Here is a 21,232-nt window from a genome sequence, read left to right on the forward strand (position 1 = left end):
AAAAGGGCATCATTTGATGCCCTTTTTGCACGCTTTCACATCAGAACCTGGCTCATCAGTGATTATTTTTGTCATAATCATTGCTGAGACAGGCTCTGCAGAGAGCGTATAATCCGAAAAGCGAATGAGCATTTCGATTTGGTTTGCCTCGCAATCGCGGGGTGAAAATGTTTGTAGAATACTTCTGACAGGTTGGTTTATGAGTGCGAATACCGAAGCTCAAGGGAGCGGGCGCGGCCTGGAAGCGATGAAATGGGTAGTTGTAGCCGTGCTGCTGATCGTGGCAATTGTTGGCAACTATCTTTATCGTGACATGATGCTGCCGCTACGCGCGCTTGCAGTGGTAATTCTGATTGCTGCAGCGGGTGGTGTCGCGCTGTTGACGACAAAAGGCAAAGCGACTGTCGCTTTCGCTCGCGAAGCACGTACCGAAGTCCGCAAGGTCATTTGGCCGACTCGCCAGGAAACATTGCACACCACGCTGATCGTAGCGGCGGTTACCGCTGTAATGTCACTGATCCTGTGGGGACTGGATGGTATTCTGGTTCGCCTGGTTTCCTTTATCACTGGCCTGAGGTTCTAAGATGTCTGAAGCCCCTAAAAAGCGTTGGTACGTCGTTCAGGCGTTTTCCGGTTTTGAAGGCCGCGTAGCTACGTCGCTGCGTGAGCATATCAAATTACACAACATGGAAGAGTTATTTGGCGAAGTGATGGTTCCGACCGAAGAAGTGGTCGAGATCCGTGGCGGCCAACGTCGCAAAAGCGAGCGTAAATTCTTCCCGGGTTACGTGCTGGTTCAGATGGTGATGAACGACGCGAGCTGGCACCTGGTGCGCAGCGTACCGCGCGTGATGGGCTTTATCGGCGGCACGTCTGACCGTCCGGCGCCAATCAGCGATAAAGAAGTTGATGCGATTATGAACCGCCTGCAGCAGGTGGGTGATAAGCCGCGTCCGAAAACGCTGTTTGAACCGGGTGAGATGGTTCGTGTTAATGACGGTCCGTTTGCTGACTTTAACGGCGTCGTTGAAGAAGTGGACTACGAGAAGTCCCGCCTGAAAGTGTCTGTTTCTATCTTCGGTCGTGCGACCCCGGTAGAGCTGGACTTTGCACAGGTCGAAAAAGCCTAAGCAGCGATCAAAAAAGCAACGATTTAATCGTTGCACAAGGCGCGAGATTGGAATACAATTTCGCGCCTTTTGTTTTTATGGGTTACGGCCCGTAAAACGAATTTTATTCACGGGGAGCCTCTCTGAGGCGCTATCACCCAATCAGAGGATTTTAGAATGGCTAAGAAAGTACAAGCCTACGTCAAGCTGCAGGTTGCAGCTGGTATGGCGAACCCAAGTCCACCAGTTGGTCCAGCTCTGGGTCAGCAGGGTGTGAACATCATGGAATTCTGTAAAGCGTTCAACGCAAAAACTGAATCCCTGGAAAAAGGTCTGCCAATCCCAGTCGTAATCACTGTTTACGCTGACCGTTCTTTCACTTTCGTTACCAAAACCCCTCCAGCAGCAGTTCTGCTGAAGAAAGCGGCTGGTATCAAGTCTGGTTCCGGTAAACCGAACAAAGACAAAGTGGGTAAAATTTCCCGCGCTCAGCTGCAGGAAATCGCGCAGACCAAAGCTGCCGACATGACTGGTGCCGACATTGAAGCGATGACTCGCTCAATCGAAGGTACTGCACGTTCCATGGGCCTGGTAGTGGAGGACTAAGAAATGGCTAAACTGACCAAGCGCATGTCCGTGATCCGTGACAAAGTTGATGCGACCAAACAGTACGACATCAACGAAGCTATCGCTCTGCTGAAAGAACTGGCAACTGCTAAGTTCGTTGAAAGCGTTGACGTTGCCGTTAACCTGGGCATCGACGCTCGTAAATCCGATCAGAACGTTCGTGGCGCAACTGTACTGCCACACGGTACTGGCCGTTCCGTTCGCGTAGCTGTATTTGCTCAGGGTGCAAACGCTGAAGCTGCTAAAGCTGCCGGCGCTGAACTGGTAGGTATGGAAGATCTGGCTGATCAGATCAAGAAAGGCGAAATGAACTTTGACGTTGTTATTGCTTCTCCAGATGCAATGCGCGTTGTTGGCCAGCTGGGCCAGGTTCTGGGTCCACGCGGCCTGATGCCAAACCCGAAAGTGGGTACTGTAACGCCTAACGTTGCTGAAGCGGTTAAGAACGCTAAAGCAGGTCAGGTTCGTTATCGTAACGACAAAAACGGCATCATCCACACCACCATCGGTAAAGTGGACTTTGACGCTGACAAACTGAAAGAAAACCTGGAATCTCTGCTGGTTGCGCTGAAAAAAGCAAAACCAACTCAGGCTAAAGGCGTGTACATCAAGAAAGTTAGCATCTCCACCACCATGGGTGCAGGTGTTGCAGTTGACCAGGCTGGCCTGAGCGCTGCTGCAAACTAATGCCTTTACGTGGGCGGTGATTTTGTCTACAATCTTACCCCCACGTTTGCTAACGAAAGTTAGCGGCTAACAGAATTGTTCGTTGGAGCCTGGCCTAATCCAGGCCTCCGTCGAAGACCGCAGGTGTTTCGCAAGAGACTTAATCCCCTGCGTAGACGGTGACAGAACGCTAAGATTATTTTTAATACTCTGGCTTGTTTCTGCTCACCGTATTAAGACGCTCTTTCCGTTGGGAAGAGTGAAGTGAGTTCCGGGACATGAGTTCCGGCAAACATCCAGGAGCAAAGCTAATGGCTTTAAATCTTCAAGACAAACAAGCGATTGTTGCTGAAGTCAGCGAAGTAGCCAAAGGCGCGCTGTCTGCAGTAGTTGCGGATTCCCGTGGCGTTACTGTAGACAAAATGACTGAACTGCGTAAAGCAGGTCGTGAAGCTGGCGTATACATGCGTGTTGTTCGTAACACCCTGCTGCGCCGCGTAGTTGAAGGTACTCAGTTCGAGTGCCTGAAAGACACGTTTGTTGGTCCGACCCTGATTGCATACTCTATGGAACACCCGGGCGCTGCTGCTCGTCTGTTCAAAGAGTTCGCGAAAGCGAATGCAAAATTTGAGGTCAAAGCTGCAGCCTTTGAAGGTGAGTTGATCCCGGCATCGCAAATCGATCGCCTGGCAACCCTGCCGACCTACGAAGAAGCAATTGCACGCCTGATGGCAACCATGAAAGAAGCTGCGGCTGGCAAACTGGTTCGCACTCTGGCTGCTGTACGCGATGCGAAAGAAGCTGCTTAATCGCAGTTATCTTTATAAAGCATTTGCTTACGTATAAACTTATTCTGATTTTCAGGAACAATTTAAATGTCTATCACTAAAGATCAAATCATTGAAGCAGTTGCAGCTATGTCCGTAATGGACGTTGTAGAGCTGGTTTCTGCAATGGAAGAAAAATTCGGTGTTTCTGCTGCTGCTGCTGTAGCTGTAGCTGCGGGCCCGGCTGAAGCTGCTGAAGAAAAAACTGAATTCGACGTAATTCTGAAAGCTGCTGGCGCGAACAAAGTTGCTGTTATCAAAGCAGTACGTGGCGCAACTGGCCTGGGTCTGAAAGAAGCTAAAGACCTGGTAGAATCTGCTCCAGCTGCGCTGAAAGAAGGCGTGAGCAAAGATGACGCAGAAGCACTGAAAAAATCTCTGGAAGAAGCTGGCGCTGAAGTTGAAGTTAAATAAGCCAACTTTTCTGGTTGCAGCCTAAGTCATTAGGCTGATGGCTGGTGACTTTTTAGTCACCAGCCTTTTTGCGCTGTAAGGCATCAGTAGCATTTCACACTGTTTGACTGCTGATTGTCCTGACAATGCATGTTTCTATCGACGACTTAATATATTGCGACAGGGTGCTCGCTCTGTGTAAATCGCGACGAAATGATTTAAGCGTGATAGCAACAGGTATTGCGGAAAGTATTCAATTTTCCGGTCCACAAAATGGTGTTGCACAAACTGTCCCTTCGTCGGACAGATGGGTCGACTTGTCAGCGAGCTGAGGAACCCTATGGTTTACTCCTATACCGAGAAAAAACGTATTCGTAAGGATTTTGGTAAACGTCCACAAGTTCTGGACATTCCATATCTCCTTTCTATCCAGCTTGACTCGTTCCAGAAGTTTATCGAGCAAGATCCTGAAGGGCAGTACGGTCTGGAAGCAGCCTTCCGCTCCGTGTTCCCGATTCAGAGCTACAGCGGTAACTCCGAGCTGCAGTACGTCAGCTACCGCCTTGGCGAACCGGTGTTTGACGTTCAGGAATGTCAGATCCGTGGCGTGACCTATTCCGCACCGCTGCGCGTAAAACTGCGTCTGGTGATCTACGAGCGCGAAGCGCCGGAAGGCACCGTTAAAGACATTAAAGAACAAGAAGTCTACATGGGTGAAATTCCACTCATGACAGACAACGGTACTTTCGTAATCAACGGTACTGAGCGTGTTATCGTTTCCCAGCTGCACCGTAGCCCGGGCGTCTTCTTCGACAGCGATAAAGGTAAAACACACTCTTCCGGTAAAGTACTGTATAACGCACGCATCATTCCTTACCGTGGTTCATGGCTGGACTTCGAGTTCGATCCTAAAGACAACCTGTTTGTCCGTATCGACCGCCGTCGTAAGCTGCCTGCAACCATCATTCTGCGTGCGCTGCAATACACCACTGAACAGATCCTGGACCTGTTCTTTGAGAAAGTGATCTTTGAAATCCGCGACAACAAGCTGCAGATGGAATTGGTGCCTGAACGTCTGCGTGGCGAGACCGCGTCGTTCGACATTGAAGCCGACGGCAAAGTGTATGTGGAAAAAGGTCGCCGTATCACCGCGCGCCACATCCGCCAGCTGGAAAAAGATGATATCAAACTCATCGAAGTTCCGGTTGAGTACATTGCAGGAAAAGTAGCCGCGAAAGATTACGTTGACGAGTCAACGGGCGAGCTGATCTGCCCAGCGAACATGGAGCTGAGCCTGGATCTGTTGGCTAAGCTGAGCCAGTCTGGTCACAAACGTATCGAAACGCTGTTCACCAACGATCTGGACCACGGCGCGTATATGTCTGAGACTCTTCGCGTCGACCCAACGACCGATCGTCTGAGCGCGCTGGTCGAAATCTACCGCATGATGCGTCCTGGTGAGCCACCAACGCGTGAAGCGGCTGAAAGCCTGTTCGAGAACCTGTTCTTCTCCGAAGACCGCTACGATCTGTCCGCGGTTGGTCGTATGAAGTTCAACCGTTCTCTGCTGCGCGACGAAATCGAAGGTTCCGGTATCCTGAGCAAAGACGACATCATCGAAGTGATGAAGAAGCTCATCGATATCCGTAACGGTAAAGGCGAAGTGGATGATATCGACCACCTCGGCAACCGTCGTATCCGTTCCGTAGGCGAAATGGCGGAAAACCAGTTCCGCGTTGGCCTGGTACGTGTTGAGCGTGCGGTGAAAGAGCGTCTGTCTCTGGGCGATCTGGATACCCTGATGCCTCAGGATATGATCAACGCCAAGCCGATTTCTGCAGCAGTGAAAGAGTTCTTCGGTTCCAGCCAGCTGTCTCAGTTCATGGACCAGAACAACCCGCTGTCTGAGATTACGCACAAACGTCGTATCTCTGCACTCGGCCCAGGCGGTCTGACCCGTGAGCGCGCAGGCTTTGAAGTTCGAGACGTACACCCGACCCACTACGGTCGCGTATGTCCAATCGAAACGCCTGAAGGTCCAAACATCGGTCTGATCAACTCCCTGTCCGTGTACGCACAGACTAACGAATACGGTTTCCTTGAGACCCCGTATCGTAAAGTGACCGACGGTGTTGTAACCGACGAAATTCACTACCTGTCTGCTATCGAAGAAGGCAACTACGTTATCGCTCAGGCGAACTCCAACCTGGATGACGAAGGCCACTTTGTAGAAGATCTGGTTACCTGCCGTAGCAAAGGCGAATCCAGCTTGTTCAGCCGCGACCAGGTTGACTACATGGACGTATCCACCCAGCAGGTGGTCTCCGTCGGTGCGTCCCTGATCCCGTTCCTGGAACACGATGACGCCAACCGTGCATTGATGGGTGCGAACATGCAACGTCAGGCCGTTCCAACTCTGCGTGCTGATAAGCCGCTGGTTGGTACGGGTATGGAACGTGCTGTTGCCGTTGACTCCGGTGTTACTGCAGTTGCTAAGCGTGGCGGTACCGTTCAGTACGTCGACGCATCCCGTATCGTTATTAAAGTTAACGAAGATGAGATGTATCCGGGCGAAGCGGGTATCGACATTTATAACCTGACCAAATACACCCGTTCTAACCAGAACACCTGTATCAACCAGATGCCTTGCGTGTCTCTGGGTGAGCCAGTTGAGCGCGGCGACGTGCTGGCAGACGGTCCGTCCACCGACCTCGGTGAACTGGCACTCGGTCAGAACATGCGCGTAGCGTTCATGCCGTGGAACGGTTACAACTTTGAAGACTCCATCCTCGTCTCCGAGCGTGTGGTTCAGGAAGATCGTTTCACCACCATCCACATTCAGGAACTGGCCTGTGTGTCCCGTGACACCAAGCTGGGGCCAGAAGAGATCACCGCTGATATCCCTAACGTGGGTGAAGCTGCGCTCTCCAAACTGGATGAATCCGGTATCGTTTACATCGGTGCGGAAGTGACCGGCGGCGACATTCTGGTTGGTAAGGTTACGCCTAAAGGTGAAACCCAGCTGACGCCAGAAGAGAAACTGCTGCGTGCAATCTTCGGTGAGAAAGCGTCTGACGTTAAAGACTCTTCTCTGCGCGTACCAAACGGTGTTTCCGGTACGGTTATCGATGTTCAGGTCTTCACCCGTGACGGCGTTGAGAAAGATAAACGTGCGCTGGAAATCGAAGAGATGCAGCTCAAACAGGCTAAGAAAGACCTGTCTGAAGAACTGCAGATCCTCGAAGCGGGTCTGTTCAGCCGTATCTATGCGGTGCTGGTTGCCGGTGGCGTTGAAGCTGAGAAGCTCGACAAACTGCCACGCGATCGCTGGCTGGAACTGGGCCTGACCGACGAAGAGAAACAAAATCAGCTGGAACAGCTGGCTGAGCAGTATGACGAACTGAAACACGAGTTCGAGAAAAAACTCGAAGCGAAACGCCGCAAAATCACTCAGGGCGACGATCTGGCACCAGGCGTGCTGAAGATTGTTAAGGTGTATCTGGCCGTTAAACGTCAGATCCAGCCTGGTGATAAGATGGCAGGTCGTCACGGTAACAAGGGTGTTATCTCTAAGATCAACCCGATCGAAGATATGCCGCACGATGCTAACGGTACGCCGGTAGATATCGTACTGAACCCACTGGGCGTACCGTCTCGTATGAACATCGGTCAGATTCTGGAAACCCACCTGGGTATGGCTGCGAAAGGTATCGGCGACAAGATTAACGCCATGCTGAAACAGCAGGAAGAAGTCGCGAAACTGCGCGAATTCATCCAGCGTGCCTACGATCTGGGTACCGATGTGCGTCAGAAAGTCGACCTGAACACCTTCAGCGATGATGAAGTTCTGCGTCTGGCGGAAAACCTGCGTAAGGGTATGCCAATTGCAACGCCGGTATTCGACGGTGCAAAAGAAGCTGAAATTAAAGAGCTGCTGCAACTGGGTGGTCTGCCAACGTCTGGTCAGATTACGCTGTTTGACGGCCGTACCGGTGAACAGTTCGAGCGTCCAGTAACCGTAGGTTACATGTACATGCTGAAACTGAACCACCTGGTCGACGACAAGATGCACGCTCGTTCTACCGGTTCTTACAGCCTGGTTACTCAGCAGCCGCTGGGTGGTAAGGCTCAGTTCGGTGGTCAGCGCTTCGGGGAGATGGAAGTGTGGGCGCTGGAAGCATACGGCGCAGCATACACCCTGCAGGAAATGCTCACCGTTAAGTCTGATGACGTGAATGGTCGTACCAAGATGTATAAGAACATCGTGGACGGCAACCATCAGATGGAGCCGGGCATGCCAGAATCCTTCAACGTACTGTTGAAAGAGATTCGTTCGCTGGGTATCAACATCGAACTGGAAGACGAGTAATTCTCGCTCAAACAGGTCACTGGTGTCGGGTTAACCCCCGACACCAGATTGTGCTAACTCCGACGGGAGCAAATCCGTGAAAGATTTATTAAAGTTTCTGAAAGCGCAGACTAAAACCGAAGAGTTTGATGCGATCAAAATTGCTCTGGCTTCGCCAGACATGATCCGTTCATGGTCTTTCGGTGAAGTTAAAAAGCCGGAAACCATCAACTACCGTACGTTCAAACCTGAGCGTGACGGCCTTTTCTGTGCGCGTATTTTCGGGCCAGTAAAAGATTACGAGTGCCTGTGCGGTAAGTACAAGCGCCTGAAACACCGTGGTGTGATCTGTGAGAAGTGCGGCGTTGAAGTGACCCAGACTAAAGTACGCCGTGAGCGTATGGGCCACATCGAGCTGGCGTCTCCGACTGCCCACATCTGGTTCCTGAAATCTCTGCCGTCCCGTATCGGCCTGCTGCTGGATATGCCGCTGCGCGATATCGAACGTGTTCTGTACTTCGAATCTTATGTTGTGATCGAAGGCGGTATGACGAACCTGGAGCGTAACCAGATTCTGACCGAAGAACAGTATCTGGACGCGCTGGAAGAGTTCGGTGACGAATTCGACGCGAAGATGGGTGCGGAAGCTATCCAGGCCCTGCTGAAGAGCATGGATCTGGAGCAAGAGTGCGAGCAGCTGCGTGAAGAGCTGAACGAAACTAACTCCGAAACCAAGCGTAAAAAGCTGACCAAGCGTATCAAACTGCTGGAAGCGTTCGTTCAGTCTGGCAACAAGCCAGAGTGGATGATCCTGACCGTTCTGCCGGTTCTGCCGCCAGATCTGCGTCCACTGGTACCGCTGGATGGTGGTCGTTTCGCAACGTCCGATCTGAACGATCTGTATCGTCGCGTTATCAACCGTAACAACCGTCTGAAGCGTCTGCTGGATCTGGCTGCGCCGGACATCATCGTACGCAACGAAAAACGTATGCTGCAGGAAGCGGTAGATGCCCTGCTGGATAACGGTCGTCGCGGTCGTGCGATCACCGGTTCTAACAAACGTCCTCTGAAATCTTTGGCCGACATGATCAAAGGTAAGCAGGGTCGTTTCCGTCAGAACCTGCTCGGTAAGCGTGTTGACTACTCCGGTCGTTCTGTAATCACCGTAGGTCCATACCTGCGTCTGCATCAGTGCGGTCTGCCGAAGAAAATGGCACTGGAGCTGTTCAAACCGTTCATCTACGGCAAGCTGGAACTGCGTGGCCTCGCCACCACCATCAAAGCCGCTAAGAAAATGGTTGAGCGTGAAGAAGCTGTCGTTTGGGATATCCTGGACGAAGTTATCCGCGAACACCCGGTACTGCTGAACCGTGCACCAACCCTGCACCGTTTGGGTATCCAGGCATTTGAGCCAGTCCTGATCGAAGGTAAAGCTATCCAGCTGCACCCGCTGGTTTGTGCGGCTTATAACGCCGACTTCGATGGTGACCAGATGGCTGTTCACGTACCGCTGACGCTGGAAGCCCAGCTCGAAGCGCGTGCGCTGATGATGTCTACCAACAACATCCTGTCTCCAGCGAACGGTGAACCAATTATCGTTCCTTCTCAGGACGTTGTATTGGGTCTGTACTACATGACCCGTGACTGTGTTAACGCCAAAGGCGAAGGCATGGTGCTGACTGGCCCGAAAGAAGCTGAGCGTATTTATCGCGCTGGCCTGGCCTCTCTGCATGCGCGCGTTAAAGTGCGTATCACCGAATACGAAAAAGATGAAAACGGCGAGTTCGTTGCGAAAACCAGCCTGAAAGACACGACCGTTGGCCGTGCGATTCTGTGGATGATCGTACCGAAAGGTCTGCCTTTCTCCATCGTCAACCAGGCGCTGGGCAAGAAAGCGATCTCCAAAATGCTGAACACCTGTTACCGCATTCTGGGTCTGAAGCCGACCGTAATCTTCGCTGACCAGACAATGTACACCGGCTTTGCTTATGCAGCGCGTTCAGGTGCATCTGTTGGTATCGATGACATGGTCATCCCAGAGAAGAAACACGAGATCATCTCTGAAGCGGAAGCCGAAGTTGCTGAGATCCAGGAGCAGTTCCAGTCTGGTCTGGTAACCGCAGGCGAACGCTATAACAAAGTTATCGATATCTGGGCAGCGGCGAACGATCGTGTATCCAAAGCGATGATGGATAACCTGCAGACCGAAACCGTGATTAACCGTGACGGCGTCGAAGAGCAGCAGGTTTCCTTCAACAGCATCTACATGATGGCCGACTCCGGTGCGCGTGGTTCTGCAGCACAGATTCGTCAGCTGGCAGGTATGCGTGGTCTGATGGCGAAGCCAGATGGCTCCATCATCGAAACGCCAATCACCGCGAACTTCCGTGAAGGTCTGAACGTACTCCAGTACTTCATCTCCACACACGGTGCTCGTAAAGGTCTGGCGGATACCGCACTGAAAACCGCGAACTCCGGTTATCTGACGCGTCGTCTGGTTGACGTTGCGCAGGATCTGGTTGTGACCGAAGACGATTGTGGCACCCTCGAAGGTATCACCATGACCCCGGTTATCGAGGGTGGTGATGTTAAAGAGCCACTGCGCGATCGCGTGCTGGGTCGTGTGACCGCGGAAGACATTCTGAAGCCGGGTACGGCAGACATTCTGGTTCCACGCAACACGCTGCTGCACGAGCACTGGTGTGACCTGCTGGAAGCGAACTCTGTTGACTCCGTGAAAGTACGTTCCGTTGTATCTTGTGACACCGACTTTGGTGTATGTGCGCACTGCTACGGTCGTGACCTGGCGCGTGGCCACATCATCAACAAAGGCGAAGCAATCGGCGTTATCGCGGCACAGTCCATCGGTGAGCCGGGTACACAGCTGACGATGCGTACGTTCCACATCGGTGGTGCGGCATCTCGTGCGGCTGCTGAATCCAGCATCCAGGTGAAAAACAAAGGTAGCATCAAGCTCAGCAACGCGAAGTCTGTTGTTAACTCCGCAGGCAAGCTGGTTGTGACCTCTCGTAACACCGAGCTGAAGCTGATCGACGAATTCGGTCGTACCAAAGAGAGCTATAAAGTGCCTTACGGTGCGGTTATGGCGAAAGGTGATGGCGAGCAGGTTGCCGGCGGTGAAACCGTTGCAAACTGGGATCCACACACCATGCCGGTTATCACCGAAGTAAGTGGTTTCATCCGCTTCACTGACATGATCGACGGCCAGACCATTACTCGTCAGACCGACGAGCTGACCGGTCTGTCTTCTCTGGTGGTTCTGGATTCTGCTGAACGTACTGCCGGTGGTAAAGATCTGCGTCCTGCACTGAAAATCGTTGATGGTCAGGGTAACGACGTTCTGATCCCGGGTACCGACATGCCTGCGCAGTACTTCCTGCCGGGTAAAGCGATCGTACAGCTGGAAGATGGTATTCAGATCGGTGCGGGTGATGCTCTGGCGCGTATTCCTCAGGAATCCAGCGGTACCAAGGACATCACCGGTGGTCTGCCACGCGTTGCGGATCTGTTTGAAGCACGTCGTCCGAAAGAGCCTGCAATCCTGGCTGAAATCAGCGGTATCATCTCCTTCGGTAAAGAGACCAAAGGCAAACGCCGTCTGGTTATCACCCCGGTAGATGGCAGCGAGCCGTACGAAGAGATGATTCCTAAGTGGCGTCAGCTCAACGTGTTCGAAGGTGAACGTGTAGAACGTGGTGACGTGGTTTCCGATGGTCCAGAAGCACCGCACGACATTCTGCGTCTTCGTGGCGTACACGCGGTAACGCGTTACATCACCAACGAAGTACAGGACGTTTACCGTCTGCAGGGCGTTAAGATTAACGATAAGCACATTGAAGTTATCGTTCGTCAGATGCTGCGTAAAGCAACCATCGAAAACGCAGGCAGCTCCGAGTTCCTGGAAGGCGAACAGGTTGAATACTCTCGCGTTAAGATTGCTAACCGCGATCTGGAAGCGAACGGCAAAATCGGTGCGACCTTCGCGCGCGATCTGCTGGGTATCACCAAAGCGTCTCTGGCAACCGAGTCCTTCATCTCTGCAGCATCGTTCCAGGAGACCACGCGTGTCCTGACCGAAGCGGCTGTTGCGGGTAAACGTGATGAACTGCGCGGTCTGAAAGAGAACGTTATCGTGGGTCGTTTGATCCCAGCGGGTACCGGTTATGCGTACCACCAGGATCGTATGCGTCGTCGTGCTGCGGGCGAACTGCCAGCTGCACCGCAGGTCACTGCAGAAGATGCATCCGCGAGCCTGGCAGAACTGCTGAACGCAGGTCTGGGCGGTTCCGACAACGAGTAATCGTTGATGCCCGGTGATGAACATTACCGGGCATGTGCCTCGTAGGTCGGGTAAGCGTAGCGCCACCCGACAATAAAAAACCCGCCTCGGCGGGTTTTTTTCATCTGGATATTTTAGTTTATCAACGGGATGCGTCGATAAAGCTCAATCATATCGCCCGCCAGATCCTGAATGACCATCGCGTTCATCAGGTGATCCTGCGAGTGGACGGTGATCAGGTTAACCGGGAGTTTACCGGTGCCCTCATCAAGACCAATCAGCTGCGTCTGGATCGTATGCGCGTGTTTTACATATTCGCGTGACTCTTCCATCGCCTTCTCGGCTTCATCAAAGTCACCTTTACGTGCCATCTGCAGTGCGGTCAGAGCAGCACTTCGCGCCGCGCCCGCGTTCACCAGCAGTTCCATAATTGTGGTTTCTAAGTCTTCCATTATGACTCCAGCAGCTTGAGCGCTTTTTCCAGTACGGCATCACCCTTCATCATGCCGTAATCCATCATGTCGATCACCGCGACTTTTTTGCCCAGCGGGTCGGCCTGCGCCTGAAGTTTCGCCTGCTCGTATTTTACCTGTGGCCCCAGCAATACGATGTCGGCCGTCGCGATATTGTCTTTAAACTCCGCGACCGGAACGGCTTTAATGGTGACTTCAACCCCTTTTTTCTGCGCGGCATCTTTCATACGTTGAACCAGCATGCTGGTTGACATTCCCGCTGCACAGCATAAAACGATGTTCTTCATAATCAGCCTCGATCTACATGTGTTTATTGATAATTATCCCGTGCAGACCGCTTCAACAACCGCTTTACCGCGATTGTGTGTCAGGCATCACAAAGAAATCGGCATTTTTCTGAAACCGGTTACAATTTTGTGGTCACACACTGTCAGACGTATGAACGATACGATTTTTTCCCTGCTGTTTTGCCATGTAAAGCGCGCCATCGACGCTGCCTACAAAGTGTTCCAGCGGCTCGAAGTGCCATTCCCCCAGGCCCGCACTGAACGTCACGTGCAGGTTTTCCTCACGCCAGACGCGCCGTTCCACGGTGGTGCGCCAGGCTTCCAGCAGCGCGTGAGCGGTAGCGATCGGCTCCGTATGGAAGATCACCGCGAACTCTTCGCCGCCGTAGCGGTAAACAGAGATGTGATGGGGCTGCATGATCTGGATCCCCTCGCGGGCAACGTTACGCAAAACGATATCGCCGCTCAGGTGTCCCCAGGTGTCATTAATGGATTTGAAGTTATCGATATCGATCAGGGCCAGCGCGAAAGGTTGATGGGCGTTCAGCAGTTCATCCACATCGTTGTCGAAAGCACGGCGGTTTTTACAGCCCGTTAATGCATCATGGGTTGCCTGACGCACATAGGCCTGTTCACGCTCTTTGTTTGACTGAATGGTATGGCTGAGCATCGCCTCAAGGCGCGGGGCCTGGCTGACATCCCCGGTTTTGATGGCGTTGATAATATTCATCAGCACGGTACGGGAAGCATGGCGCAGGTACAAACCAAACAGAATGATGATAATGGCCGCTAGTGCAAATCCCCAACTGACAACAACGGTTTCGTGCCGGGTAATGGCGGTAAGCGTGGCGTCGGATACCCGATAAATAACAAACCAATCCGGGTTGGTGAAGGAGTAGTAGTAATACCAGGATTTGCTTTTTGGGTCGAATAAATGGCCTTCGCCGCTGGTCATTTTGTCCATCAGCGCTTCGCTGACGTACGGTTTAAAGAGCGCGCCCGTGTCCGGGTGAAGTACCACGGTACCATCGCGTTCGACGACGAAAAATTCACCCTGTACGGGTGCCACCATTTGACGGAGGGTGTATCCCATAGAGGTCAAATCGAGATGAAAAGCGAGCGTTCCCTTCAGCCTGCCTTCGGGGGAAATCACCGGTTTGTAGAGGGTGACGGTTGGATGGTCGGTGAAATAGTCCATATAGGGGCTGGTATAGTGGCTAAAGATACTGGCCTCTGCCTGGCCTATAAACCACGGGCGGGTTCGCGCGTCGAATGTCTTGCTCTTTTCCGTTGGAAGCACTTCCGGCGCGCGCAGATAATGCCCCTGCGTGTCTGTCAAAGAGATGGACGACACGGTCGGCATCAGGTTTTGCAAATGCATTAACATCTGCAGCCCTTGTGTCGGATCGGCGTTGACTGTCTGATTCAACCGATCGTTGCGCGAAAAATACATCGCTGCACGCCCCAGAATATAGTCGTTTTCACGCAGGATGGATTCGGTATAGTTCACCGCCAGGTTATGGGTGAAATTGCCATTAATTTTATGATAATCCTCCAGAAATTCCTTTCTCTGAGAAAGCGTAACCAACACGGCGATCAGCGCGAAGCTGCAGAGGATCCCCGCAAAGCTGACCATAATCGGCCGGGTGAATGAGAGCTTTTTACTGTGAAGTGCCATGAGCTGTAGATTAATCCAGATGATGAATACGTTACGCCTGCCGATGTCCTCTCAGCTTAGTCGCTGTCCTGAGGTTAGTAGCGAATTATACGGAACAGGATTTCAGGCAAGATGATTTATCTTAAGAATCATTAAGGAATTACTTATTATTTTTATTTTTTCAACTTTTGTTTTGTTTGGGCGGAGGCAGGGCGAAACGAGGAAGAAGCTTTTCGCCCTGGACAGCATCCGTTGCTGACGAAAGCAGAATAGAAAAACCGGGCACCTGTTCACAACTGCCCGGTGTTTATCTCTGAAGACGCCTCGTCATTTTTTTCTGTATTTACAGCACATTTCAACGTAATTGCGAGGCGCGTCCCAGCCAGCTGTCCCAGTCTTTCCAGACAGGCTGAAGCCCCTGGACCATCAGCGCTTCAGCGACGGCTTCCGGACGTCGTGCATCGTGTGGCGCAAACTGCTCCAGCTCCGAACGATCGTCGGCGTAACCACCCGGCTGCGTTTTGGAAAACGCGCTGACGTTGTTAATCGCAAGCGGGATAACGCGATCGCGAAACGCCGGGGATTCACGCGTTGAGAGCGATAATTCAACGTCCGGGGCGAGCAGGCGAAACGCGCAGATGGTTTGTACCAGCTGGCGCTCATCCATCACCGAGGCCGGTTCAACGCCGCCTGTACACGGACGCAATCTGGGGAAAGAGATGGAGTAGCGACTCTGCCAGTAATGCTGCTGGAGCCACAGCAGATGTTCCGCCACCATATAGTTATCCACTCGCCAGTTGTCTGAAAGCCCTGTCAGTGCGCCGAGGCCGATTTTGTCGATCCCGGCGCGTCCCAGCCTGTCCGGCGTTTCCAGCCGGAAGAAAAAGTCCTGCTTTTTCCCCTTCAGGTGATGCCGGGCGTACGTTGCCTCGTGGTAAGTTTCCTGGTAGACCATGACCCCGTCCAGCCCAAGCGTTTTCAGTTCTGCGTACTCGTCCTGCGACAGGGGCTGCACTTCCATCTGCAACGACGCAAACTCACGGCGAATAGCCGGAAAATGCTGACGGAAATAGTCCATTCCCACCTTCCCCTGATGTTCACCCGTGACCAGCAGAAGATGCTCAAAGCCCATTTCACGAATGGCCGCACACTCGCGCGCAATCTCACCTTCATCGAGGGTTTTACGCTTGATGCGGTTGCTCATGGAGAAGCCGCAGTAGGTGCAGTCGTTGGCGCACAGATTTGAGAGATAGAGCGGCACGTAGAAGCTCACCGTGTTGCCAAATCGCTGGCGGGTGAGCCGCTGCGCGCGCTGCGCCATTGGCTCGATGTAGCCGCTGGCCGCCGGTGAAAGCAGGGCCATCATGTCTTCGCGGGTCGGATGACGCGCGTTTAACGCACGCTCGACATCCGCCGCCGTTTTGCTGTTGATGCGCAGGGCAATATCGTCCCAGTGGATTTGCCGCCAGCGATCGGTAAACGTGGTCATCAGAGCGCCTCCAGGAAACCGGTCAGCGGGCTGGTGGCCTGCGCCTGAAAACTGCGGGAGCCGGGGCCAGACTGCCGTGCCAGTAAACCTGACTCCACCGCCAGGCGGAACGCGCGCGCCATCGTGACGGGATCGTCAGCCACCGCAATTGCCGTATTCACCAGAACCGCGCTGGCACCCATCTCCAGCGCCTGCGCGGCGTGGCTGGGCACGCCGATGCCCGCGTCCACGACCACCGGTACGGTGGCCTGTTCAATGATGATCTCCAGCATCGCGCGCGTCTCCAGCCCCTGATTAGAACCAATGGGAGCGCCCAGCGGCATGACGGCGGCACAGCCGACCTCTTCCAGCCGTTTACACAGGACAGGATCGGCGCCGCAGTAAGGCAGGACGATAAATCCCTGTTGCACCAGCTTTTCTGCTGCTTTCAGCGTTTCAATCGGGTCGGGCAGCAGCCAGCGCGCGTCCGGGTGAATTTCCAGCTTCAGCCAGCGGGTGCCGAGCGCTTCACGCGCCAGCTGTGCGGCGAAAATCGCCTCCTCGGCCGTTTTCGCGCCGGAGGTATTCGGTAAAAGCGTAACGCCTGCCTCCAGCAAAGGCACAAGAATGGCATCGTTATGCTGGCGAAGGTCCACGCGCTTCATCGCCAGCGTCACCAGCTGGCTGCCGCTTTCACGGATGGCATCCACCATCAGCTGTGGCGAGCCGAATTTTCCGGTTCCTGTAAACAGATGCGAATCAAAAACTTTATCGGCAATACGTAACATCTCAGCCCCCTGCGATGACCTGAAACAGCAGGATCTGGTCGCCTTCATTGACCTGCTGATGTTCCCACTGCTCGCGCGGCAGGATCTGTTGATTGAGCGCCAGTGCTGTTCCCGGCTTGAGCTGGCGCAGCCTTTCGAGCAGCACGGCAACGGTAAGTCCGTCATCGCACTTCATTGGCTCATCGTTAAACAGAATGCGCATCGCGGCCTCCGCATACCGGGCAGCGGCTGGCGCGATGTAACGCCAGATGGCGCCAGCCGCTGGAGCGGGCATCAAACAGCCGCAGCGTATTGCGTTCCGTCTCCATGCCGTTGAGCAGCTTGATGGCCTCCAGTGCCTGCAGCGTGCCCATCACGCCTACCACAGGGCCAAGAATGCCTGCGGTGCGGCAGTTGCGTTCAGGCTCGGCATCGTCCGGCCACAGGCAGCGATAGCACCCCTGCGCCCACGGAGGCGTCAGGACCATCATTTGTCCCCCGAAACCGACCGCGCTAGCGGTGATAAGCGGCGTGTTATGTGAGACGCAAGACGCATTGATAGCCTGACGCGTCGCCATATTGTCCGTGCAGTCCAACACCACATCGGCAAGGGCAACTTCACGCTGCAGGCGTTCACCACTGAGCCGCTCCTGCAGGGCAATCAGCTCGATATCCGGATTAAGCTGGTTCAGCCGCTGCCGGGTGATCTGTGCTTTCGGCTGGTCGATATCTTCGGTGGTAAAGAGAATTTGCCGCTGCAAATTGCTGAGGTGGACATCGTCGTCGTCGGCCAGCACCAGCGTACCGATACCTGCACCTGCCAGGTAAAGCGCGGCGGGTGCGCCTAGTCCGCCCAGACCGACAATCAGCACCCGGCTGGCGAGCAGTTTTTGCTGTCCGTCGATGGCAATATCTTCCAGCAGGATCTGACGACTGTAGCGCATAAAATCACGATCATTCATCGCCTGCTCCTGCCAGCTGTAACAGCTGTGCGGTCGCGGTCTGCCAGTCTGCGGCCTGGGTGATGGCGCTGACGACGGCAATACTGCCGACGCCGGTATCCAGCACCGACGGGGCACGTTCGAGGCTGATACCGCCGATGGCGACGGTGGGGTAATCCGCCAGACGTTTAACGTGACTCGCCAACTGCGTCAGCCCCTGCGGTGCGGATGGCATCTGCTTGGTTTGCGTCGGGAAGACGTGACCCAGCGCGATGTAAGAGGGACGGGCCGCCAGCGCCACGTCGATCTCCATGTCATCGTGTGTTGAAACGCCAAGACGCAAGCCAGCCTGGCGGATAGCGCTCAGATCCGTTGTTTCCAGGTCCTCCTGACCCAGATGCACGCCATACGCCTGGTGCTTAACGGCCAGCCGCCAGTAGTCGTTGATAAACAGGCGTGCGTTATATCGACGCCCCAGCACGATAGCGGTGACCACATCGGCCTCCACCTCTTCGTCGCGTTTATCTTTGATGCGCAGCTGGAGGGTGCGAACGCCAGCCTTCAGCAGACGCTCTATCCACTCCACGCTGTCCACTACCGGATAAAGCCCTAAGCGGAAGGGCACCGGGGGAAAATCGGGCTGGTACATTACGCCTCCTCTTTTTTGAGGTAGATTTCGCCGCCTTTGGCGCGGAAGGTTTCTGACATGTCCGCCATACCCACTTCAATGGTTTGTGCGGCGGCGTAGTCGCGCACCTCCTGGCTGATCTTCATCGAGCAGAATTTTGGCCCGCACATGGAGCAGAAGTGCGCAACTTTGCCCGATTCCTGCGGCAGGGTCTCGTCGTGATAGGCGCGGGCGGTGAACGGGTCCAGTGCCAGGTTGAACTGGTCTTCCCAGCGAAATTCAAAGCGTGCCTTCGACATAGCGTTATCGCGGATTTGCGCGCCCGGATGGCCTTTCGCCAGATCCGCCGCGTGGGCGGCAATTTTGTAGGTGATCAGCCCCTGCTTCACGTCCTCTTTATTTGGCAGGCCGAGGTGCTCTTTCGGCGTCACGTAGCAGAGCATGGCGCAGCCGAACCAGCCGATCATCGCCGCGCCAATGCCGGAGGTGAAGTGGTCGTAGCCTGGAGCGATGTCGGTCGTCAATGGCCCCAGCGTGTAGAACGGTGCTTCGTGGCAGTGCTCCAGCTCTTCGGTCATGTTGCGGCGGATCATCTGCATCGGCACGTGGCCCGGGCCTTCAATCATCACCTGCACGTCATACTCCCAGGCGATTTTGGTCAGCTCGCCCAGCGTGTGCAGTTCGGCAAACTGCGCTTCATCGTTGGCGTCGCGGATGGAGCCCGGGCGCAGGCCGTCGCCCAGCGAGAGAGAGACATCATACGCGGCGCAGATTTCACAGATTTCGCGGAAGTGTTCGTACAGGAAGTTTTCCTGATGATGGGAAAGGCACCACTTCGCCATGATGGAACCGCCGCGGGAGACGATGCCTGTCAGGCGTTTCGCCGTCATCGGCACGTAGCGCAGCAGCACGCCCGCGTGAATGGTGAAGTAGTCCACGCCTTGTTCAGCCTGCTCCAGCAGCGTGTCGCGGAAGGCTTCCCAGGTGAGGTCCTCGGCAATGCCGTTGACCTTCTCCAGCGCCTGATAAATCGGTACGGTGCCAATCGGTACCGGGCTGTTACGCAGGATCCACTCACGGGTTTCGTGGATATAACGGCCGGTGGAGAGGTCCATCACCGTGTCCGCGCCCCAGCGCGTGGACCAGACCAGCTTTTCCACCTCTTCTTCGATGGAGGAGGTGACGGCCGAGTTACCGATGTTAGCGTTGACCTTCACCAGGAAGTTGCGGCCAATAATCATCGGCTCGGATTCCGGGTGGTTAATGTTGGCGGGGATAATGGCGCGACCGGCAGCCACTTCGTCACGCACAAATTCCGGCGTGATGTTCTCCGGCAGGCGAGCACCAAACCCTTCACCCGGATGCTGGTGGCGCAGTATTTCGCTACGGATGCGCTCGCGCCCCATGTTTTCGCGGATGGCAATGAACTCCATCTCCGGCGTGACGATGCCCTGGCGCGCGTAGTGCAGCTGGGTCACGCATTTGCCCGCTTTAGCTCGTTTTGGCGTCAGCAGGCCGGTAAATCGCAGCTCGTCCAAACCGTCGTCGGCCAGGCGTTCTTTGGTGTAAGCAGAGCTTTGCTCGTTTAGCGCTTCGCTATCATCACGCGCATCAATCCACGGCTGGCGCAGCTTCGCCAGACCCTGCTGGACGTTAATTGCAACATCGGGATCGCCATACGGGCCGGAGGTGTCGTATACCGGCACGGCTTCGTTGTCTTCAAACTGCGGGTTCTCTTTGCTGCCGCCGATAAGCGTTGGGCTGAGCTGGATCTCACGCATCGGGACGCGAATATCGGCCTGCGAGCCGGAAATGTAGATACGTCTGGAGTTCGGGAAAGCGGTGCCTTCCAGGGTGTCGATGAAGTGTTGGGCCTGTGCGCGCTGTTCGCGGCGGGTCAGTTTTGCAGTAGACATAGCTCATTCCAAAAGTGAAGGACATGGCTTGTCAGACGACGGATGAAGCAAGAGAGGATCGCCCTCAGGCGATACAACAGCAGTGTGACTCTTGTTCCCTTCGCAGGTATTAGCCTGATCAGGTTCCGCGGATCCCGAATTAACGGTCTCAGCCCGTGCTTTCACACTGGGCACTCCGACAAGAAAAATCCCCCTCGTGAGAGGGGCGAATGATTGTAAATTACTCGTTAACGATTAAGAACTCAAGCAGGGCGCGCGACGTTCTCTTCATTGCTGATATTTAAGTCATTGTCCAGCACGAGGGCGATCAGCTTATCTTCCAGCGTGAATCGCTCTTCCAGCGCTTCGCCAAGGTCGGAAAGCGCCTGCTGGAACTCAAGATAGTTATCGTGATCGATGGCGTTCTCAAGCGTGGAATCATAGTAATCCATGATCTGCTGGGTGTTGGCTTCCAGCATCGGACAGAGTTTGCTGGCCGCTAAATACGGTGTTGTCCCTTCCATTTCGCGGATAATGCGTTCATAAATATTGAAATGGCCGTCGGACAGGTAGTCGACCAGGCTCTGACAAAAATCATCCAGCGCTTTTTCATTCAGCCGCATAAACGATTCTTTGCCAGGCTTAAGACCGACCAGATTGTAATAAGCCACGAGTAGATGCTTGCGCACATGTAGCCAGCGATCCACCAGTTTGTTACTTCCTCTAACGCGCTCAGTCAGGCTTTCTAGCTGGTTTAACATGGTCAACTCCGCAAGGTTTAGGATTGAATCTGCTTATCCAAAATGTAACCACAATGCTAACAACATGTCAGTGAAGCGAAGGTAG

At 54.1% G+C, this 21,232-nt stretch carries 18 protein-coding genes and 1 riboswitch; of the genes, 8 read left to right on the forward strand and 10 right to left on the reverse strand.

Annotated features, from left to right (window positions below; genetic code table 11):
• Positions 1 to 199 precede the first annotated feature (199 nt).
• The 8 genes from secE (at position 200) to rpoC (ending at position 12,291) form a co-directional block, all read left to right on the forward strand.
• Positions 200 to 583: a preprotein translocase subunit SecE gene (gene secE / locus N2K86_RS01130; RefSeq protein WP_003862342.1), complete on the forward strand. Its 384-nt coding sequence runs from the start codon at positions 200 to 202 to the stop codon at positions 581 to 583.
• A gap of 1 nt (position 584) precedes the next feature.
• Positions 585 to 1,130 (forward strand): transcription termination/antitermination protein NusG, encoded by a 546-nt coding sequence (nusG, locus tag N2K86_RS01135; protein ID WP_003862341.1) that lies wholly within the window; start codon positions 585 to 587, stop codon positions 1,128 to 1,130.
• Between the two features lie 156 nt (positions 1,131 to 1,286).
• Positions 1,287 to 1,715: a 50S ribosomal protein L11 gene (rplK, locus tag N2K86_RS01140; protein ID WP_008503452.1), complete on the forward strand. Its 429-nt coding sequence runs from the start codon at positions 1,287 to 1,289 to the stop codon at positions 1,713 to 1,715.
• Between the two features lie 3 nt (positions 1,716 to 1,718).
• Positions 1,719 to 2,423, forward strand: coding sequence for a 50S ribosomal protein L1 (rplA, locus tag N2K86_RS01145; protein WP_006176745.1), 705 nt, complete (start codon positions 1,719 to 1,721; stop codon positions 2,421 to 2,423).
• Between the two features lie 290 nt (positions 2,424 to 2,713).
• Positions 2,714 to 3,211, forward strand: coding sequence for a 50S ribosomal protein L10 (gene rplJ / locus N2K86_RS01150; RefSeq protein WP_003862338.1), 498 nt, complete (start codon positions 2,714 to 2,716; stop codon positions 3,209 to 3,211).
• A gap of 66 nt (positions 3,212 to 3,277) precedes the next feature.
• Positions 3,278 to 3,643, forward strand: a complete 366-nt coding sequence (gene rplL / locus N2K86_RS01155) for a 50S ribosomal protein L7/L12 (protein WP_002445276.1) — start codon at positions 3,278 to 3,280, stop codon at positions 3,641 to 3,643.
• 319 nt (positions 3,644 to 3,962) lie between these two features.
• Positions 3,963 to 7,991, forward strand: coding sequence for a DNA-directed RNA polymerase subunit beta (gene rpoB, locus N2K86_RS01160; protein ID WP_260660179.1), 4,029 nt, complete (start codon positions 3,963 to 3,965; stop codon positions 7,989 to 7,991).
• 76 nt (positions 7,992 to 8,067) lie between these two features.
• Positions 8,068 to 12,291 carry a DNA-directed RNA polymerase subunit beta' gene (gene rpoC, locus N2K86_RS01165; protein WP_042715985.1) on the forward strand — a complete coding sequence of 1,408 codons (4,224 nt, stop codon included), beginning with the start codon at positions 8,068 to 8,070 and terminating at the stop codon, positions 12,289 to 12,291.
• A 113-nt stretch (positions 12,292 to 12,404) separates the two neighbouring features.
• Here the strand turns inward: rpoC and N2K86_RS01170 are convergent, their stop codons facing one another.
• The 10 genes from N2K86_RS01170 to rsd all read right to left on the reverse strand — a co-directional run bounded on the left by N2K86_RS01170 (position 12,405) and on the right by rsd (position 21,147).
• A complete protein-coding gene (locus N2K86_RS01170; protein WP_119938511.1) occupies positions 12,405 to 12,722 on the reverse strand; it encodes a PTS lactose/cellobiose transporter subunit IIA in 318 nt (105 codons plus the stop codon).
• The gene (locus N2K86_RS01175; protein WP_010425948.1) at positions 12,722 to 13,030 is read right to left on the reverse strand and encodes a PTS sugar transporter subunit IIB; all 309 of its coding nucleotides are present in this window, start codon (positions 13,028 to 13,030) and stop codon (positions 12,722 to 12,724) included. The genes N2K86_RS01170 and N2K86_RS01175 overlap by 1 nt, the downstream gene beginning before the upstream one ends.
• A gap of 133 nt (positions 13,031 to 13,163) precedes the next feature.
• Entirely contained in the window at positions 13,164 to 14,708 is a 1,545-nt protein-coding gene (locus tag N2K86_RS01180; RefSeq protein WP_260660180.1) for a sensor domain-containing diguanylate cyclase, read from the reverse strand.
• 334 nt (positions 14,709 to 15,042) lie between these two features.
• Positions 15,043 to 16,176, reverse strand: coding sequence for a 2-iminoacetate synthase ThiH (gene thiH, locus N2K86_RS01185; protein WP_260660181.1), 1,134 nt, complete (start codon positions 16,174 to 16,176; stop codon positions 15,043 to 15,045).
• Positions 16,176 to 16,943, reverse strand: a complete 768-nt coding sequence (thiG, locus tag N2K86_RS01190; RefSeq protein ID WP_260660182.1) for a thiazole synthase — start codon at positions 16,941 to 16,943, stop codon at positions 16,176 to 16,178. The genes thiH and thiG overlap by 1 nt, the downstream gene beginning before the upstream one ends.
• Position 16,944: 1 nt before the next feature.
• On the reverse strand, positions 16,945 to 17,145 hold the full coding sequence (gene thiS / locus N2K86_RS01195) for a sulfur carrier protein ThiS (RefSeq protein WP_010425940.1): 201 nt from the start codon (positions 17,143 to 17,145) through the stop codon (positions 16,945 to 16,947).
• Positions 17,129 to 17,884: a HesA/MoeB/ThiF family protein gene (locus N2K86_RS01200; protein WP_260660183.1), complete on the reverse strand. Its 756-nt coding sequence runs from the start codon at positions 17,882 to 17,884 to the stop codon at positions 17,129 to 17,131. The genes thiS and N2K86_RS01200 overlap by 17 nt, the downstream gene beginning before the upstream one ends.
• Positions 17,877 to 18,512 (reverse strand): thiamine phosphate synthase, encoded by a 636-nt coding sequence (gene thiE, locus N2K86_RS01205; protein ID WP_260660184.1) that lies wholly within the window; start codon positions 18,510 to 18,512, stop codon positions 17,877 to 17,879. The genes N2K86_RS01200 and thiE overlap by 8 nt, the downstream gene beginning before the upstream one ends.
• Positions 18,512 to 20,407: a phosphomethylpyrimidine synthase ThiC gene (thiC, locus tag N2K86_RS01210; protein ID WP_260660185.1), complete on the reverse strand. Its 1,896-nt coding sequence runs from the start codon at positions 20,405 to 20,407 to the stop codon at positions 18,512 to 18,514. Before thiC ends, thiE begins: the two co-directional genes overlap by 1 nt.
• 78 nt (positions 20,408 to 20,485) lie before the next feature.
• A riboswitch (TPP riboswitch) is annotated at positions 20,486 to 20,595 on the reverse strand.
• Positions 20,596 to 20,649: 54 nt separating this feature from the next.
• On the reverse strand, positions 20,650 to 21,147 hold the full coding sequence (gene rsd, locus N2K86_RS01215) for a sigma D regulator (protein ID WP_260660186.1): 498 nt from the start codon (positions 21,145 to 21,147) through the stop codon (positions 20,650 to 20,652).
• Positions 21,148 to 21,232 lie beyond the last annotated feature (85 nt).

This window comes from Enterobacter mori, assembly GCF_025244905.1.
In the GTDB taxonomy this organism is placed as follows: domain Bacteria; phylum Pseudomonadota; class Gammaproteobacteria; order Enterobacterales; family Enterobacteriaceae; genus Enterobacter; species Enterobacter mori_A.

Excerpts from the sequence above, each read along its gene's own strand:
- secE (WP_003862342.1), top strand. The coding sequence starts at position 200 with ATGAGTGCGAATACCGAAGCTCAAGGGAGCGGGCGCGGCCTGGAAGCG.
- nusG (WP_003862341.1), top strand. The coding sequence starts at position 585 with ATGTCTGAAGCCCCTAAAAAGCGTTGGTACGTCGTTCAGGCGTTTTCC.
- rplK (WP_008503452.1), top strand. The coding sequence starts at position 1,287 with ATGGCTAAGAAAGTACAAGCCTACGTCAAGCTGCAGGTTGCAGCTGGT.
- rplA (WP_006176745.1), top strand. The coding sequence starts at position 1,719 with ATGGCTAAACTGACCAAGCGCATGTCCGTGATCCGTGACAAAGTTGAT.
- rplJ (WP_003862338.1), top strand. The coding sequence starts at position 2,714 with ATGGCTTTAAATCTTCAAGACAAACAAGCGATTGTTGCTGAAGTCAGC.
- rplL (WP_002445276.1), top strand. The coding sequence starts at position 3,278 with ATGTCTATCACTAAAGATCAAATCATTGAAGCAGTTGCAGCTATGTCC.
- rpoB (WP_260660179.1), top strand. The coding sequence starts at position 3,963 with ATGGTTTACTCCTATACCGAGAAAAAACGTATTCGTAAGGATTTTGGT.
- N2K86_RS01170 (WP_119938511.1), bottom strand. The coding sequence starts at position 12,722 with ATGGAAGACTTAGAAACCACAATTATGGAACTGCTGGTGAACGCGGGC.
- N2K86_RS01175 (WP_010425948.1), bottom strand. The coding sequence starts at position 13,030 with ATGAAGAACATCGTTTTATGCTGTGCAGCGGGAATGTCAACCAGCATG.
- N2K86_RS01180 (WP_260660180.1), bottom strand. The coding sequence starts at position 14,708 with ATGGCACTTCACAGTAAAAAGCTCTCATTCACCCGGCCGATTATGGTC.
- thiH (WP_260660181.1), bottom strand. The coding sequence starts at position 16,176 with ATGACCACGTTTACCGATCGCTGGCGGCAAATCCACTGGGACGATATT.
- thiG (WP_260660182.1), bottom strand. The coding sequence starts at position 16,943 with ATGTTACGTATTGCCGATAAAGTTTTTGATTCGCATCTGTTTACAGGA.
- thiS (WP_010425940.1), bottom strand. The coding sequence starts at position 17,145 with ATGCGCATTCTGTTTAACGATGAGCCAATGAAGTGCGATGACGGACTT.
- N2K86_RS01200 (WP_260660183.1), bottom strand. The coding sequence starts at position 17,884 with ATGAATGATCGTGATTTTATGCGCTACAGTCGTCAGATCCTGCTGGAA.
- thiE (WP_260660184.1), bottom strand. The coding sequence starts at position 18,512 with ATGTACCAGCCCGATTTTCCCCCGGTGCCCTTCCGCTTAGGGCTTTAT.
- thiC (WP_260660185.1), bottom strand. The coding sequence starts at position 20,407 with ATGTCTACTGCAAAACTGACCCGCCGCGAACAGCGCGCACAGGCCCAA.
- rsd (WP_260660186.1), bottom strand. The coding sequence starts at position 21,147 with ATGTTAAACCAGCTAGAAAGCCTGACTGAGCGCGTTAGAGGAAGTAAC.